The organism is Streptomyces sp. KMM 9044, assembly GCF_024701375.2.
Classification (GTDB): domain Bacteria; phylum Actinomycetota; class Actinomycetes; order Streptomycetales; family Streptomycetaceae; genus Streptomyces.
This window is the reverse complement of the sequence record NZ_CP113910.1, coordinates 4,898,654-4,913,829: the sequence shown is the minus strand read 5'-3', so window position 1 is coordinate 4,913,829 and position 15,176 is coordinate 4,898,654. Positions and strand designations below refer to the sequence as shown.

15 protein-coding genes, 1 tRNA gene and 4 pseudogenes are annotated in these 15,176 nt (G+C 69.4%); 11 read left to right on the top strand and 9 right to left on the bottom strand.

Annotated features, from left to right (window positions below; genetic code table 11):
• Positions 1 to 249 precede the first annotated feature (249 nt).
• Complete coding sequence (locus HUV60_RS22120) at positions 250 to 1,854, bottom strand: dynamin family protein (protein WP_257848969.1); 1,605 nt, start codon at positions 1,852 to 1,854, stop codon at positions 250 to 252.
• Positions 1,855 to 2,175: 321 nt separating this feature from the next.
• On the opposite strand from HUV60_RS22120, the gene HUV60_RS22115 reads away from it, so the two are divergent.
• Both HUV60_RS22115 and HUV60_RS22110 read left to right on the top strand, forming a co-directional pair.
• Positions 2,176 to 2,248: transfer RNA gene (locus HUV60_RS22115), tRNA-Arg, on the top strand.
• 245 nt (positions 2,249 to 2,493) lie between these two features.
• A complete protein-coding gene (locus tag HUV60_RS22110; RefSeq protein ID WP_257848968.1) occupies positions 2,494 to 3,528 on the top strand; it encodes a tyrosine-type recombinase/integrase in 1,035 nt (344 codons plus the stop codon).
• A 66-nt stretch (positions 3,529 to 3,594) separates the two neighbouring features.
• On the opposite strand, the gene HUV60_RS22105 is transcribed toward HUV60_RS22110, so the two are convergent.
• A complete protein-coding gene (locus HUV60_RS22105; RefSeq protein WP_257848967.1) occupies positions 3,595 to 3,831 on the bottom strand; it encodes a GntR family transcriptional regulator in 237 nt (78 codons plus the stop codon).
• A gap of 169 nt (positions 3,832 to 4,000) precedes the next feature.
• Here HUV60_RS22105 and HUV60_RS22100 point away from each other — a divergent pair, with 169 nt between their 5' ends.
• The 5 genes and pseudogenes from HUV60_RS22100 to HUV60_RS22080 all read left to right on the top strand — a co-directional run.
• Positions 4,001 to 4,306, top strand: a complete 306-nt coding sequence (locus HUV60_RS22100) for a hypothetical protein (protein ID WP_257848966.1) — start codon at positions 4,001 to 4,003, stop codon at positions 4,304 to 4,306.
• Entirely contained in the window at positions 4,303 to 4,629 is a 327-nt protein-coding gene (locus tag HUV60_RS22095) for a hypothetical protein (RefSeq protein ID WP_257848965.1), read from the top strand. The genes HUV60_RS22100 and HUV60_RS22095 overlap by 4 nt, the downstream gene beginning before the upstream one ends.
• Before the next feature lie 178 nt (positions 4,630 to 4,807).
• Positions 4,808 to 6,271: an IS66 family transposase gene (tnpC, locus tag HUV60_RS22090; protein WP_257848964.1), complete on the top strand. Its 1,464-nt coding sequence runs from the start codon at positions 4,808 to 4,810 to the stop codon at positions 6,269 to 6,271.
• A 226-nt stretch (positions 6,272 to 6,497) separates the two neighbouring features.
• Complete coding sequence (locus HUV60_RS22085; protein WP_257850204.1) at positions 6,498 to 7,217, top strand: AMP-binding protein; 720 nt, start codon at positions 6,498 to 6,500, stop codon at positions 7,215 to 7,217.
• 95 nt (positions 7,218 to 7,312) lie between these two features.
• Positions 7,313 to 8,430, top strand: a pseudogene (locus HUV60_RS22080) (IS110 family transposase); the annotation flags it as partial.
• Positions 8,431 to 8,698: 268 nt separating this feature from the next.
• Here HUV60_RS22080 and HUV60_RS22075 read toward each other — a convergent pair.
• Both HUV60_RS22075 and HUV60_RS22070 read right to left on the bottom strand, forming a co-directional pair.
• A pseudogene (locus HUV60_RS22075) lies at positions 8,699 to 8,841 on the bottom strand (sporulation protein); the annotation flags it as partial.
• An 81-nt stretch (positions 8,842 to 8,922) separates the two neighbouring features.
• Positions 8,923 to 9,141: a hypothetical protein gene (locus HUV60_RS22070; protein WP_257848963.1), complete on the bottom strand. Its 219-nt coding sequence runs from the start codon at positions 9,139 to 9,141 to the stop codon at positions 8,923 to 8,925.
• A 363-nt stretch (positions 9,142 to 9,504) separates the two neighbouring features.
• Here HUV60_RS22070 and HUV60_RS22065 point away from each other — a divergent pair.
• From HUV60_RS22065 to HUV60_RS22055, 3 genes and pseudogenes are all read left to right on the top strand, one after another.
• Positions 9,505 to 10,150 (top strand): annotated as a pseudogene (locus HUV60_RS22065) (NAD(P)-dependent oxidoreductase); the annotation flags it as partial.
• Positions 10,151 to 10,308: 158 nt separating this feature from the next.
• Positions 10,309 to 10,599 (top strand): chaplin, encoded by a 291-nt coding sequence (locus HUV60_RS22060; RefSeq protein WP_257848962.1) that lies wholly within the window; start codon positions 10,309 to 10,311, stop codon positions 10,597 to 10,599.
• Between the two features lie 328 nt (positions 10,600 to 10,927).
• Complete coding sequence (locus HUV60_RS22055; protein ID WP_257848961.1) at positions 10,928 to 11,824, top strand: alpha/beta fold hydrolase; 897 nt, start codon at positions 10,928 to 10,930, stop codon at positions 11,822 to 11,824.
• Between the two features lie 143 nt (positions 11,825 to 11,967).
• Here the strand turns inward: HUV60_RS22055 and HUV60_RS22050 are convergent, their stop codons facing one another.
• The 3 genes from HUV60_RS22050 to HUV60_RS22040 all read right to left on the bottom strand — a co-directional run bounded on the left by HUV60_RS22050 (position 11,968) and on the right by HUV60_RS22040 (position 13,120).
• Entirely contained in the window at positions 11,968 to 12,246 is a 279-nt protein-coding gene (locus tag HUV60_RS22050; RefSeq protein ID WP_257848960.1) for a hypothetical protein, read from the bottom strand.
• A gap of 131 nt (positions 12,247 to 12,377) precedes the next feature.
• A complete protein-coding gene (locus tag HUV60_RS22045) occupies positions 12,378 to 12,647 on the bottom strand; it encodes a hypothetical protein (RefSeq protein ID WP_257848959.1) in 270 nt (89 codons plus the stop codon).
• A 203-nt stretch (positions 12,648 to 12,850) separates the two neighbouring features.
• Positions 12,851 to 13,120 carry a hypothetical protein gene (locus HUV60_RS22040; RefSeq protein WP_257848958.1) on the bottom strand — a complete coding sequence of 90 codons (270 nt, stop codon included), beginning with the start codon at positions 13,118 to 13,120 and terminating at the stop codon, positions 12,851 to 12,853.
• 308 nt (positions 13,121 to 13,428) lie between these two features.
• On the opposite strand from HUV60_RS22040, the pseudogene HUV60_RS22035 reads away from it, so the two are divergent.
• A pseudogene (locus HUV60_RS22035) lies at positions 13,429 to 13,679 on the top strand (chaplin family protein).
• A gap of 73 nt (positions 13,680 to 13,752) precedes the next feature.
• Here the strand turns inward: HUV60_RS22035 and HUV60_RS22030 are convergent.
• Both HUV60_RS22030 and HUV60_RS22025 read right to left on the bottom strand, forming a co-directional pair.
• Complete coding sequence (locus tag HUV60_RS22030) at positions 13,753 to 14,619, bottom strand: tyrosinase family protein (RefSeq protein WP_257848957.1); 867 nt, start codon at positions 14,617 to 14,619, stop codon at positions 13,753 to 13,755.
• Positions 14,603 to 15,115: a tyrosinase cofactor gene (locus HUV60_RS22025; protein WP_257848956.1), complete on the bottom strand. Its 513-nt coding sequence runs from the start codon at positions 15,113 to 15,115 to the stop codon at positions 14,603 to 14,605. The genes HUV60_RS22030 and HUV60_RS22025 overlap by 17 nt, the downstream gene beginning before the upstream one ends.
• Positions 15,116 to 15,176: the final 61 nt, after the last annotated feature.

Here is a 15,176-nt window from a genome sequence, read left to right as displayed (position 1 = left end):
CTCCCCGTGCGGGTGCTGCCCGTGCCTGCGCTGCTTCTCCTCCCGCCCGTCCTCCGCGCGTCCCTCCTCGGGGTGGTCTGGCCCCTCTGGCCCCTCTGGCCCCTCTGGCCCCTCTGGCCTCTTGGACCCCTCTGGTCTCTCGGACCTCTCGGGCCGCTCACACCTCTCCGGCCTCTCCGGCCTCTCGGAGGAGGACTGGGGACGCTCAGGGTGCTCGGTGTGGTCCTGGTCAGTGACGGAGGTCACCGGTCACCTCTCCTTCTGCAGTACGGACAACGCGGCGATGAGTTCGGCCTGGGGCTCCGGATGGACCTCGAGCGCGTCGAGCGGTGCGAGCCGGCGTTCACGTTCGGTGTGCATGATCCGGTCCACGTGCTCGATGAGCAGCCGCCCGCCCCGGTCACGCAGCCGCACCGCCCCGCGCGCGCCGGCCCGTTGGGCGAGCTTCTCCCCCGCGGTCCGCGCCCGGCGCCCGCTCAGCAGCGCCGTGGCGACCAGGGCGGCGACCGTCTCGGGATCGGCGGCGGCACCGCGGTCGAGCTCGCGGACCTCTTCCTCGGCGTACTCCTCCAGTTCGCGCCGCCATCGCCGTACGGCCAGCCCGATCCGGTGCTCGGCGCCCTCCGCCGCCCCTTCGCGTTCGGTGAACTCCGGTGCCCTCGCGGCCGGTTCGCGTCTCCAGGCGGCGTCGACCCGCTCGTCGGCGGCGGCGACGGCGCACAGCAGCAGGGTGCCCAGGCCCTCCACGAGGGTGTCGAGGAGCTCCCGGGGCGTGCAGTCGAGCGGGAAGGCGCGCCACCGCTTGAGCGCGTCACCGGCGAGCACGGTTCCGGCCTGCAGCCGGCCGCGCAGGCGCGCGTGCTCCCTGTTGTACGCCCCCTCGACTGCGGAGGTGAGCCGCAGTGCGGCGGCGTGCTGCGCTGCGGCGGCACCGGCGAGTTCCGGCATGCGGGAGTTGAGGGAGTCGAGGATGCCGTGGGCGGTGCGCGCCATGACGTGCGCGCGGGCGGCGGGGTCCTGCGTCTGGTGGACGAGCCAGGTCCGCAACGACGCCACGGCGGAAGCCGGCAGAAGCCCGCCGCCCCAGGCCGACTCGGGAAGTTCGGGCACGGTGAAGCGCGGTACGTGGCCGAGTCCGGCCTTGGTGAGGAGGGCGCCGTACTGCCGGGACACCTCGGACACGACCTGGTGGGGCACCCGGTCCAGGACGGTCACCAGACTGACGTCGTACTCCTTGGCGGCACGCAGCATGTGCCAGGGCACGGCGTCGGCGTAGCGGGCGGCAGTGGTGACCATGACCCAGATGTCCGCGGCGCAGATGAGTTCGGCGGCGAGGACGCGGTTGTCGGCGACGAGGGAGTCGATGTCGGGGGCATCGAGCAGAGCGAGGCCGGGCGGGACGGTCTCGGCGGTCTCGATGCGCAGGACGCGCGCGGGGTTCTCGCCCGGAAGCAGCAGGTCGTCGGTCTCCCGTCGGGGCCCCCACACACGCGTGAGGTCGGGCAGCACGCGCATGCCGCTGAACCAGTGGTGGTCCTCGGGGTGGCAGACGAGTACCGGTGTCCGCGTCGTCGGCCGCAGCACGCCCGCCTCACTGACACGCCGCCCCACGAGTGAGTTCACCAGGGTGGACTTGCCGGCCCCGGTGGACCCCCCCACCACGGCGAGCAGCGGCGACTGGGGCTCTCTCAGGCGGGGCACCAGGTAGTCGTCGAGCTGCGCGAGCAGTTCGTCGCGGTTGGCACGCGCGCGTGAGGCCCCCGCCACAGGCAGTGGGAAGCGCGCGGCGGCGACACGGTCGCGCAGGGCGGAAAGTGCGTCGAGCAGCTGAGGCCGTACGTCCAAGGTCACCACATGTGAAGAATGCCCAACTTCATGGGAATTCTGAAGCATATGACCATGCCTGCGCGCCGATCGAACACAAGTGGACGGAAGGGACGCGTGGGGGCGCGCGCGCAGTCGAGGCATAACGAGTGCACAACACCCGATGCACGAGAAGCCAAAAGCGGTGCACGATTCGTACCTGTCTGCGATTATCGGGACCGCTTCACCGAACCTCCACATCGAGCCACGGAGGAGAGGCGCCAGGGGCAAGGACGTGGGAGCCCTATCCTTGTCCCCGGCACGTCAGGGACCGGGGCCACCCGGGCACCACGACAGAGGCCACCACACCCGGCCCCCGTAGCTCAGTGGATAGAGCAGGCGCCTTCTAAGCGCTTGGCCGCAGGTTCGAGTCCTGCCGGGGGCGCACACGCTGTCTGAGCTGCGGAAACGTGGCTCAAGCGCCCCAGCCGGAGCGCTGTGACTCACCCGTCCGATAGTTGGGCAAGGTGAGCCGCCGACTCGACTTTGCCCAGCTCTCACGAGAGAGCCACAGGCATGACACGGAGCCCTCTGCGCACACAGCAGAGCACGAGCAAGAGCGCACGTCGTCTCACGTCCGTACGGAGCACACACGAGCGTGAGGACGCTGCTAGCACGCGCGCACACGTATTGAGCGACTACGCAACGCACCTGCGAGCCAGCAACAACAAGCGCGGTAGGCCCTACGCCGAGAAGACAGTCACCGCGTACACCAAGGCAGCGCGCACCCTCGACCGCTGGCTGAGCACATCTCCGCAGGTCAGCGCAGCACAGGCGGACATCAGCGCAGCGCAGAGGGCGGGTGTGGCACAGCCCACTAGCTTCCTGGAATGCGACGCCCCAGCCCTGAACCTCTTCTTCCGCGCGCACTACGACGGCGGGAAGGGCGACCGACAGGGCGGCACTCACACCCTCCAGCGGAACTTGCGCCCCTTCTTTATTAAGTGGCTGGAAGCCGAGTACGACCACGAGAACCCCTACAACGACGCACGGCTCCAGAGCTACGCGCACCCGGAGGACGTACGCCCACAGACGCTCTCCGTCGAGTTCATCCGTGATCTGCTCCAGGTCACAGGCGGGGGCAATCCTCGGGTCCTCGCATTCGAGAAGGTCAGGGACCACGCCATCGTCCGGGTACTAACGGAGGGCCTGCGGGCTGAGGAACTCCTGTCCCTGCGACTCGACCACTTGCACCTGGACCAAGGGCTCATCGGCCCAGTGACCCCACTGAAGGAGGCGAGGGCCAGTGGTGAGGGCCGCATCATCCCGCTTCGGCCCCGGACAGTCGTGGCGATCACGCGGTACCTGCGGGCGCGAGAGAGTCACCGCCGAGCCAACCCGAACTCACCCGACTACACCGAATGGCTCTGGCTCGGGACACGAGACCGAGACCGGCTCACGTACTCGGGTCTGTATCGGATGCTGAACCGTCGGGCTGCTGACGCTGGGTACGGCAACCCTGACAACCCCGACTCCAAGAGCATCGTTCACCCCCACCAGTTCCGTCACACGACCGTGGACGACCTACTGTCCGCTGGCGTCTCCGAGGGCGACGTGATGACCATCGCGGGATGGAAGGACCCGACGATGCTCCGGCGGTACGCGGCCGACATGGCAGCAACCCGAGCGGTGAACGCCGTCAAGCGGATGGGCGACCGCTACTGACCAGCGGTTAAGCACAGGCCGGCGAGCACAGCCGAGGGCTGGTGTGGAACGTTCCACACCAGCCCTCTACTCGTCGCCCGTCACGAATGAGCCCATGCCTGGCGTGGTCACGAGCAGTCCTTCCGCGCGGAGAGCAGCCACCACTTTCCGTGCGGTCATCTTGGCTACGCCCCATTCACTCTGGATCCGCGATTCGCTGATCAGCGTGTCAGGCGGGTAAGTGCCGTTCTGGATGCGCTGCCTGATGACGTCGGCAATCTGCTGCCACCTCGGCCGTTTCGGGTCCCACTGCACCTCTCCCATACTCGGACGCTACGTACGCGTACTCGGGCAGGCATGTGCAGGCGGGTCCATAGGTAGGAATAGACAGGTATAAACTGAGGTCGCCAGTGTGACTGCGAGCACAACGCAAGACCCCCGCGACCGCGCGAACGGTCCGGGGGCATGGCCCGCACTAGCAAGGAGTGCAGACGTGCGAACTCTACTGGCCCTGATCCTCTCGTGGCTCTTGCCGTCCAGCGGCAGGCGACGCCGTCCCGCCGAGCAGACGTCGATGGTCTCGACGTATGACACGGCACCTACCCGGCGGCTGATCATCACGCGCGACGCGGTGGGTGTGGGACGTCCCGCCGCATTCATCGAGGTCGACGGGTTGCCGCTCGTACGGCCCTACCTCATCGCCCACGAGCGAGAGCAGGAGCGACGACGACAGCGGGACAGGCGAACCGCGCTCACCCTCGCAACCCTCGGCATCGACTTCCACGGAGTAGCGGCATGACCCAGCCCGAGCCCGACAGCAGGCTTCTCCGTCTCCTGCCGTGGAGCGATGACGACGGCAAGACGGCTCTCCTGTCGACCGACGGTACGGAGACGTACCTGCCCCGTCTCGCCGACAGGGTGGAAGAGCAGCAGATCGAGACAGCCGCCATTGCCCTGAAACTGACCAAGCCGATGGTCGAGGACGGCGCGAAGCTCACGGTGCCTGAACTCCGTTGGGCCGCACGGCGGCTCATCGAGAGCCTGTCCGAACTCCTGGTCATCGCTGAGAGCAGGGGCCAGCGCATCCCGCCGTACGCCGAGCCCGACGACGCCGACAAGTAGGCGCCACCCCTAGACGAGAGCCCCGAGCGCTCGCACTGCCCACAAGTGTTCGGGGCTCTCTGCTGGCTCTGGCCACTCTGGCCAGCGCTTGATAACGGTAAGCATTCAGCAGGTCGGTCGTCCGTCCCGGTCCTGACGATGTGGCAGGTCGGGGTTGGGTGGGGCAGGATCCGTGGTCATGTCGTCGGGGTTGGGGTCTGCGTCGCGTGAGGATCTCCTCGCGTTGATCGGGCTGCTCCAGCGGCAGAACGAGGAGCTGGCTGCTGCGAATGAGCGCCTGGTCGAGGCCAACGAGCGGTTGACTGCTTGGGTCGCGGAGCTGGAGCGGCGCCTGGGCCGAGACTCGGGCAACTCCTCGATGCCGCCCTCGACCGATACCTTCGGCCGTCCGGTGAAGAAGGCCGCCGCGTCCGGCGGGCGCAAGCGGGGCCGTCAGTCCGGTGCCCCGGGTGGCGGGCTGAGTATGGTCGCCGATCCGGATCGCACCGAGGATCACCTTCCGGCTGCCTGCAGTGGCTGCGGGAGTGAGCTGGGCGAGCGCGACAGTGTCGGCTTCGAGCGGCGCCAGGTGCGGGACATTCCGCTGGTCACGGTGGTGGTGACCGAGCACCGGGCGCATCGCTGCCACTGTGCGTGCGGGACGGTCACGGCCGAGCCGATGCCCGGGACGGTGGCCGGGACGGTGGCCGGCTCGCCGTCGTCCCACGGCCCGAACCTGCGGGCGTTGGCCGTCTACCTGGTGGTCTTCCAGCACATCCCCGTCGAGCGGACCGCGCAGCTGATCGCGGACGTGACCGGGGCTGCGGTGTCCACCGGCTGGGTCGCCTCCCTGCTGCCCGAAGCCGAGAGCCCGGTCGCCGACTCCGTGAACCTGATCCGCGCTCTGCTGGTCATGGGCCACATCCTGCACGCGGATGAGACCACCACCCGGATCGGTGCGACCCGCCGGTGGCTGCACGTGGCCTGCACCGAGTTCCCCACCCTGCTCCACCTCGCCCCGCGCTCGCGGGCCGACGCCGATACGGGCGGGGTGCTGCCGCACTACCGCGGTGTGCTGGTGCACGACTCGCTGTCGCCGTATGCCGGATACGCTGCCTGCACCCACCAACTGTGCGGGGCCCACCTGATCCGCGAACTCACCACGGCCGAGGAGGACTTCCCCGACCAGAAGTGGCACCAGCAGATCCGCTGGGCCCTGGCCGGGTTGAACAAGCAGGCCGTCCGCGTCCGCAACGGAGAGATCACCGAGATCGCCCCGGACGCCCTGCTCCCGCACCTTGAAGCCTTCCACCAGGGCATCAAGGTCGGCCTGTCCAAGCATCCGCGGACCGAGGGGCGAAAACAGTCCACCGCCCGCAACCTCCTGGAACGACTGCGCGATCAAGCCCACAACGTGCTCCGGTACGCCGACGGCCCACGCCACGTGCCCTTCACCAACAACTGCGGCGAACGCGCCCTGCGCCCGGTGAAGACCCAGTTGAAGATCTCCGGCTGCCACCAGTCCGAACACGGCGCGACGGCCTGGCTCACCGTGCGCTCCTACCTGGACTCCGCCCGCAAGCACGGCATCAGCGCCTTCGAAGCCATCCACCGCGCCTTCACCGGCAACCTCTGGATGCCCCCGATCGAGCAGACCGCCTGACCAGGCAGCACCACACAGCGCCACCGCCCGCGCCCACTCCTACTGAATGCTTACGATCCGCTCCGCCTGCGCGGACACCAGGAGCTTCAACTCCGTGACCAGCGTGGCCAACTCCTCGTAGGAAGGCGGCGACGGCGGGCTGACGGACACAAGATCAACCCACCCGACCGGAACGGCCACCCCGAACGGCATCGCCGCAACTCAGCAGCCGTCCTAAACAGTCACGATCTGTGAGACGAATGCAGGTCGACCCGATGCGGTAGCCCTGACCGACGGACTGCGTCGGTTCACCTATGCGGAACTGACCGCAGCGGCCACGCGCGCCGCACTTGTCCTGCGCGGCGCGGGCATCGGGCCGGGAGACACCGTGGCGCTGTGCTCCGTCCGTTCCGTGGAGCAGGTGCTGGCCCTGGTCGGCGTCCTCGCGTCCGGAGCCGCCGTAGCGCCCTTCGATGTGCGCCAGGCTGCCACGGCCGTACGCGAGAACGTGGCGCGGCTCGCGCCCGCCGCCGTCCTCGCCGACGACGAGGGGGCGGCGCTCTTCCCCGACGCACTGCGCCTCGACGACCTACTGTCCGCGGACCGGGTTCCGGACCGGGCGGCGCCGCCCGGTCCGGGACCGACGGACCTCGCGTACGTGCTGCACACCTCCGGCTCCTCGGGACGGCCGAAGCCGGTGCAGGTGCCGCACAGCGCTGTGCAGAATCGTTTCTTGTGGGGGCAGTCGCTCTACCCTCTCGGCTCCGACGACACCGTCGTCCACTGGGGATCACTGGTTTTCGACTGCTCGTTCTGGGTGGTGCTCGCCCCTCTCTGCTTCGGTGCCACCCTGCTCGTCGCCCCCGAGGGCGCCGAGGCCGCCCCCGTTACCTTTTTCGTGGCCCCGCAATGGGGCGCCTGGCCCCCGGGTCCGGTATGGCTGTGTGCCCCCTGTCGAAGTCGATGACCTGGGGGGTGTTGCCGCCGGGCTTCGGGGCACCGCTTGACCGCTGATGAGGGGCCTGACGACCGCCTGGTCCGGCGCAATGCCGGGCCGCTTCACGGGTGGCCTACCTGCCCGGGCTGTCGATGCGGCGGGCCGCCGACCTGCACCCGGGCGAGGCCAAGACCGACGCCCGCGACGCGTTCGTGATCGCCGAGACCGCCCGCACCATGCCGCACACCCTGCGCGCGGTGGACCGTGACGACGAGGTACTGGCCGAGCTGACCATGCTCACCGGCTACGACAACGACCTGGCCGGCGAGGTCAACCGCACCACCAACCGGCTGCGCGGTCTGCTCTCCCAGATCCACCCCTCCCTCGAACGCGTGCTCGGCCCCCGCCTGGCCTACCCCTACATCCAGGCCCTCCTCCAACGGCACGGCTCCCCGGCGAGACTGAGGAAACTGGGCCGGGCCCGCTGCGAGGCCCTGCTCAGGGCGCACGGCTCGCGCAAGGCACACCACCTCACCACCGAGATCTTCGACGCGCTCGCCGAGCAGACCCTCGTCGTTCCCGGCACCGAGGCATCCGCGCTGATCGTGCCCGGCCTGGCCGCCCAGCTCGCCGCCGCCCACACCCAGCGCCGGGCCACCGAGCAGGAGATCGCCGCCCTGCTGGAGGCCCTCCCTCTTTTCCACCTCCTGACGTCCCTGCCCGGCCTGGGCGTCAGGACCACGGCCGCCGTGATCGTCGCGATCGGTGACGGCACCGGCTCCCCCACCGCCGGACACCTCGCCTCCTACGCCGGACTCGCCCCGGCCACGAAGTCCTCGGGCACCTCGATCCGTGGCGAACACGCACCCCACCGCGGCAACCGGCTCCTCAAACGAGCCCTGTTCCAGGCCGCGTTCGCCGCGATCGACTCTGTTGCTCAATTGCGGAGAGTGACGCCGGCCCGTCGACGGGGCGCGTGGAACGGGCCTCGCGAGGAGGCGGTCCGGCCCCTCTCAGATGCGGTGCGTGACCATCCCTCGAATTGAGCAGCAGAGTCGCGATCGGCTGCAAAGCCGACCCGTCCTCCCGGACCTACTACGACCGCCAGCGCGCACGCGGCAAGACCCACACCCAGGCGATCCTCCGCCTCGCCCGCCAACGCGTGAACGTCATCCACGCGATGATCCGCACCGGCGCCCTCTACGAACCACGCACCCCCAGCGACGTCGACCTCGCAGCCTGACGACTCCACCGCCCCTACCCTCCAGGCCCCATCACGCCCGCGCACCGGCACGGCCACTGCGGCCTTGCCGGCCACCGGGCTGCCTATCAGCCACCCGATCCGCCGGGAACATCCCGCTTCGCGGGACGTTCCCGAAAACCAGGATCAACCCCTACAAGCCGACCCCACCGGGGTTGACGAAACAGATAGGGGCACCCCCCATCCAAGACTGGTCACCACTGTCCTGGCCATCTTCACGGTAGCTGTCCGGAAAACGCGTGGCCCCTCAGTCGGCGTCACCGCCCCTCAGGTGGACCTGCCCGCCAGGGCCTCGCCGGGCAGCACCGCGCCCGGGGTGAGGACCGTGTCCACCGTGGGCCCACCCACGCCGAGCGAGCCGAGCAGACGCTTGAACACCGTCGTGGCGTTCACTCCATCATGTGTATGTACGGTTCTCGACTCCGCCGGGCGGCAGACCCCGAAGGGAGTGGAGCCCGCCGCCCGGCGGAAGGGTTACCCGGTGGCGTCGAGTGCGGCCAGGGCCTGCGCCCAGCGCGCGTACTTCAGCTCGGCCAGATCGGCGACCGTCTTGACTCCGAACGCCTCCTGCAGGAGTTCGCCGTCCCGGTCCGAGACCCCCTTCAGCGCGGCGACCGGTGCGGCGAGAATCTCCGGCAGGCTCTTGTCCGCCCACGCCTTGTCCAGCATTTTGTCCAGGTCGATCGAAGCCACGACAGCCCTCCCAGGGAAAACGGTTGGATGGTCCGGGCGACGTACCGCCGGGGGTGCGACCGGCGGGCCGTTCCCGCCCGACCGGCGCGCACCCTCCCGCCCCCTTGTCCGCCGCCCGCAGGGCAACCGGAAACATCCGGGCCACCCCGCACGTCATCTACACGCATGTAGAAGCATAGGGGCAGGTCACCGCTCGCGAACCACGTCCCGGCGGAACGTCCGAAAAGCACTCCTGGAGGAGGACTTCCCGGACCGGGCGCCGGCCGCAGGAGGAGTAACTTGATCACCCCGGACCACCGGCGAAGGAGGAGGAGGAGGAGGCGAAGGAGGAGGAGGAGGAGGCGAAGGAGGAGGAGGAGGAGCATGCGGGTGCGGTGTGCGGTGCTGGACGACCGCCAGGCTGCGGCCGCCGGGGCCGCCGGGGCCGCCGGCTGGGGACCGGTCGCGAAGAACGTCGAAGTGGTCTCGTGCGACGGTCACTTCACCGACGCGGACACCGTGGTGACACTGCGGGAACGGGTGTCCTTCCCCGGGTCGCTGATCGCCCGGCTGCCGCGGCTGAGGCTGATCATCGCCTCCGGCATGCGCAACTCGGTCATCGACTACGCCGCCGCCGAGGCGCACGGCGTCACCGTGTGCGGTACGGCCAGTTCCTCCGCCCCGCCCGTCGAACCGACCTGGGCCCTGCTCCTCGGCCTGGCGCGCGGCATCGTCGAGGAGGGCAACGACCTGCGCGCCGACCGCCTACCTGGTCAACACCTCCCGCGCGGCGATCGTCGGCCAGGACGCCCTGCTCGCCGCGCCGCGCGAAGGCCGTATCGCCGGTGCCGGCGGGGACGTCTTCGACGTCGAACCGCTGCCCGCCGGCCACCGGATGCGCACCGCCCCGCGTCTGCCGGCCACCCCGCACCTCGGCCATGTCTCCCGCGCCGGCTACGCCGCGTACTACGGCCGGGCGATCGAGGGCATCCGTGCCCTCCTCGACGGCGCGCCGGTCCGGCGCCTGCCCGGAAAGGGCCGATGGCCGAGGGCCGGGGCCAGAAAAAAATCACCCTCGCCCAGGGTGATCCGCGGCTGGCCCCGTGACCCGTCGTGCGTCTTCACGTTGAACGGGGAGCACGGCCGCGCCCCCTGCGGCCGCGCTCATCGAATCAGAAGGAGAACGTGATGTCGCGCATCGCGAAGGTTGCCTGCGTCGCACTCGGCACGGGTGCTGTGGCCCTGAGCGGGGCCGGTACGGCTCTGGCGGACGCGGGCGCCCAGGGCGTCGCCGCCCACTCCCCGGGAGTCCTGTCGGGCAACCTCGTCCAGGCCCCGGTCCACGCGCCGGTCAACGTGTGCGGGAACACCGTCAATGCCATCGGTGCGCTGAACCCGGCGTTCGGCAACACCTGCGTGAACGAGGACGGCCAGGGCCACAGGCACCGCGAGAACCACGAGAACGCGTACGGGAACTGACCTCCCGTACGCGTCATCAGCAGTAACGTCCAGGGCCCCGGCGCCTCGCACGCCGGGGCCCTCGCCGCTCCTGGCGCCCTCCCTGAAGCCCCGGCACTCAGGCTCGGCGGTGGATCCGCCGATGGTTGTCGCCTTGCGGGTCGCATATGCCTTGTTGCCTGGATCGCCCACAGATGGGTGATTACGGGTAAAGGCGTCATCGCTGGTAATCATGGACTGGTTCGCCATCATTTCCCTGTCCCGGAGCTGTCCATGCGCACTGCCCTCACCACCGCCCAGGGTTCACTGACCACAGCGCCACGGGTCCTCTTCTCCTTCGTCGGAGCAGGTGGAGGAGCGGAACCTGGTTTTCGAGGGCTTCACGTACGGGTGCCGGATCGTCCATCGAAGTGCTCCGAGAACGGCCCCGCTGCTGTTGCCCGGCGGATCGCCCCAGGACCGGTACTCCTGGCAGGCGCACGAAAAATGGCTGGCACCGTTGTGCACAGTGATCACCGTGGATCTTCCCGGATACGGCAGTGCGGACTTCCCGCCCTCCCGCCACGGGATCGATTTCCTCGCCGCCTCGGTCCAGCACATGCTGGTGGAGACCGGGGTGCCGCCGGTGAATCTCTTCGGTGGCTGCTTCGGTGAAGTCGTCGGCCTTCGCTTCGCGCGGCTGCATCCCGGTTCCGTCCGTCGCCTCGTCTTCTGCGGCGCCGCGATATGTCTCCCCGCCGTCTGCACAGACGCGGTACCGCGTCTGTCGCGGGCACTGGAACAAGGTGAGATCGAAGCGGCGGCCGGCGGTCTGGTGGAGCTGTTCATGTCGAACCCGGGCGCCGGTCAGGTCCGCAGGCACGCGGCCGTCGCACGTCTCCTGCGTCACCAGTTCATGAGCCAGACGCCGGACGAGCTGGAGAAGGCGGTCGAACACAACACACGGCTGGTGACGCACGGCTGTTACGAGCCCCTGCCCGTCCCCGATGTGCCGGCCCTCGTGTTCACCGGTGAATACGACACCCCGTGCACCCCCCGGATGGGCCGGGAGCTCGCCGCGACGATTCCGGCGGCGTGGTTCACGACGGTCAAGGAGGCAGACCATCTGGTCACGGTCGAGCGCAGGCAGGAGTCGTCGGACCTGGTCGGCCGCTTCTGCACCGGCCTCCCCACCGACGGCCTGCCGTACTGCGCCCCCGCGGAGTCGCCGGGTGCCGGTCTCGTCTGCACGACGGCAGGCCGGTGACGGACATATGACGAGTGGCCGGGACCCGGTACCGGGTCCCGGCCACTGTCCGCTGTACAGGTGGTCCGACGCGGGGGATGCCGACGCGGGGGATGCCGACGCGGGGGATGCCGTGAACGACGGTACTCCGCCGACGGGAGACGTCAGGACTTCTCGTCCGGGAGGACAACTCTGTTGACGCAGGAGACCTCGGCGCTCTCACCGGAGCAGGACTGCTCCGACTCGTTGACGAAGTGGATCTTTCCGTACTGGTCGGTCATGATTTCCTGCTCACTCACCTGCACGCAGCGAACAGTGCCTTCTTCGCCCTTGACGCACTTGCCCAGGGCATCGGCACCGAAGCCCTGAACAGCACCGGCGCCGATCAGCGTGAGCCCTCCGAGAACTCCCGCCACCGCTGCGGTCTTCTTCGACTTGAGCATCTGCCTTTTTCCTCGCCGGTCGACCTGCCGCTACTGAGCGGCGGAGCCGTTCCGGACACCCGGACCGGACGACTCCGGGGCTCGAACACCTGGTTCGAGCCCCGAGACCTGCCCTGATCACCTGGCAGTGATCACTCGTCGCCGATGGCGGAGCTGGAGGCGCAGGCCACCGAGTTGGTCTCGGTGTTCTCGGCGTTGCCGAGGCCCAGGATGCCGACCGCGAGGTTGATGTCGTCGATGTTGATGAGACCCTGCTTCGAGTTGTCCTGGACGCAAGTGGTGGTCTGCTCGTTGTTGAGCTCGGCCTCCACCCCATCGCTGGCGTGGCCGACGCCGGCGCCGAGGAAGCTGGCGCTTCCGAGCATGGCCATGACGGCAGCGGCCTTCTGGTACTTGCGCACTACTGCTCCATTCTCACAATGACACGATCCGTGATGAATCAGTCACTTACAGTCGCTAATGTAGACGACGTTTACGCCAGTCGATAGATGAAACGCCGCGCCGCGTCTTCGGAAATGAGTGCCACCGCACCCGCTGCCGAGCGACCCCGGGGCTCGGACACCGACCCTGAGCCCCGGGACCCACCTGGATCACCTGTCGGTGATCAGCCGTCGAGGGTGAGGCTGGAGGCGCAGGCCACCGAGTTGGTCTCGGTGTTCTCCGCGGCACCGAGACCCACCAGGGCACCGACACCCGCGTTGATGTCGTCGATATTGACGAGGCCCTGGACGGAGTTGTCCTGGGCGCAGGTCGTGGCCTGCTTGTTGTTGAGCTCGTACTCCGGGCCGTCACCGGCGTGGCTGACGCCGGCGCCGAGGAAGCCGACGCTACCGAGCATGGCCATGACGACAGCGGCCTTCTGGTGCTTACGCATTACTTCTCCGATTCCCGAGTGAATACGAACCGTTACCGGTCCGCCACTTTCAGTGGTTAACGTAAGTGACGTTTGCGACTTTGGACAGTCAAAACGCCCATCCGCGTAATTTTCTTGCGAAGACACTGGTCAGAGACCTGTGGTGGGTCCACCGGATGGCTCAACCGGTGGCTGCCTGTCCGGTTCGGCCACCTTCAAGGGGTGACCCCGGGACGAGCACCGCAACCGCGGCGAGGTCCTCGCGTGGAGCGGGGCGTGCGGCCACGCGTCATGCTGCCGCGCTCACTGGATCAGCAGGGGAGAACGTGATGTCCCGCATCGCGAAGGTCGGCGCTGTCGCTCTCGGCACGGGGACCGTGGTGCTCGGCAGGGCCGGTACGGCCGCGGCGGACGCCGACGCCGACGCCGTGGCGGCCCACTCTCCGGGGGCGCCTCCGGCAACGTGGTCCAGGTTCCGGTGCACGTGCCGGTCAATGTGTGCGGCAGCACCGTCAACGTCATCGGCGTGCTGAACCCGGCGTTCGGCAACACCTGCCTGAACGGCGGCCACGCCGGCTGACGTCCGTCGCAGCGACCCGAGAACCCCGGCACACCCGAGCGCCGGGGCTCTTCCCGTATACCGGTGACCGCCTTCAGGCGTACCGGTAGATCCGGCCGACGTCCTCCAGTTCGTCGGGCGTCACGTCCCACGGCGGCAGCTTCTCGTGCCGTGCCACGACCCGGCCCTGCTGCTCGTCGCCCTGGCCCGGCGGCGTGGCAGGGAGGTAGCGGGCTCCCCCGTGTCGACGCTGCCAGCGATACCACTGCAGGTCGACGAAGGCGTGGTGCAGCCAGAAGGCAGGGTCGTTGACAGAGGCGGAACCGAGCATGGCCCCGCCGACCCAGCGGTGCACCCGGTTGTGGTTGCGCCAGGAGCCACTGCCCCGGCCGGTGCTCCAGCCCTCCAGCCTGTTGCGGAATCCCCGCGTGGCCGTCGAGTCCCAGGGCCGCACGTCGTAGACAGGGTCCGTCAGTGCCTGCTCCAGGTCACTCGCGGTGGGCAGGGCGATCGGGTCGCTCCGGCGGCCGAGGTTCCGGGTCAGGAACGCCCCTTCGGTCACACCCACCTCAATGGTCCAGTTGCCCTGCCCGTACGCGAACGGCCCCGTCATCACCTGCTGGTCCGAGCGGCGTCCGTCGCCGCCGAGGAGGTCCTCCGTCCACGGTGCGGACGTGGTCGTACGGTCACGGGTCCAGTCCCAGTACGGAAGGGTCACCGCCGGGTCCACCCGGCGCAGGGCGTCCTCCAGGTCGAGCAGGAACCGGCGGTGCCAGGGCAGGAACGAGGGAGCCATATGGGCGGTGCGCAGACCGCGTTCGCCGTCGGAGGAGTAGTACGCGAGGTGCATCCGCACGAACTCGTCGTACTCGCCCCGCCGTTTGACCTCCAGCAACGCCTTGACGAACCGTCGCCTCTCGGCCGCCGTGAGCGTGCCGGCGTCTTTACGCACGTACGTCATGCCGGTCCTCCCCGTGCGCGTGTCCCGCGCCCGCCGGTGCCGACGCCGCAGCACGCAGCCGCTCGCCGGGACCGAGCGCGTCGACGGCGGCGCGGGCGGCCTCGAGCGGTGTCCGGTAGGAGCAGTAGTGGTCGACCGTGCTCAGCCAGCCGCCGTCGGCGCGGCGCATCAGGTGCAGGGGGTGACCGTCCACCGTGACGTGCCACCGCCCGTCCTCGGCCGCGGTGCGCCCCGGCGCCCACACCCCTCGGATGCGACGGCCGCGATGGGTCTGCCCGAAGGCGGCACGGTCCGGCGCGTCCGTTGCCGCGAATGCCGCGGGTCCGGGGCGCGGAGACCGGAAGGCGGCAAGCACCGGAGCCAGGGCTCCGGCGAGGACGCCGGCCCGCAGACCGCGTGCCACGTCCCGCCGTGTTCTGCCCCCCGGCCCGGGCAGCGCCGGGCCCGGCGTCGTGTCCTCGGCACCCACGGATGCCGAGCCAGCGGCGACGACCATGATCCACTCCTTGTTCGAACGGTTGTCGCCGCTCTAACCGCCGGACCTGGCACGTGGTCAC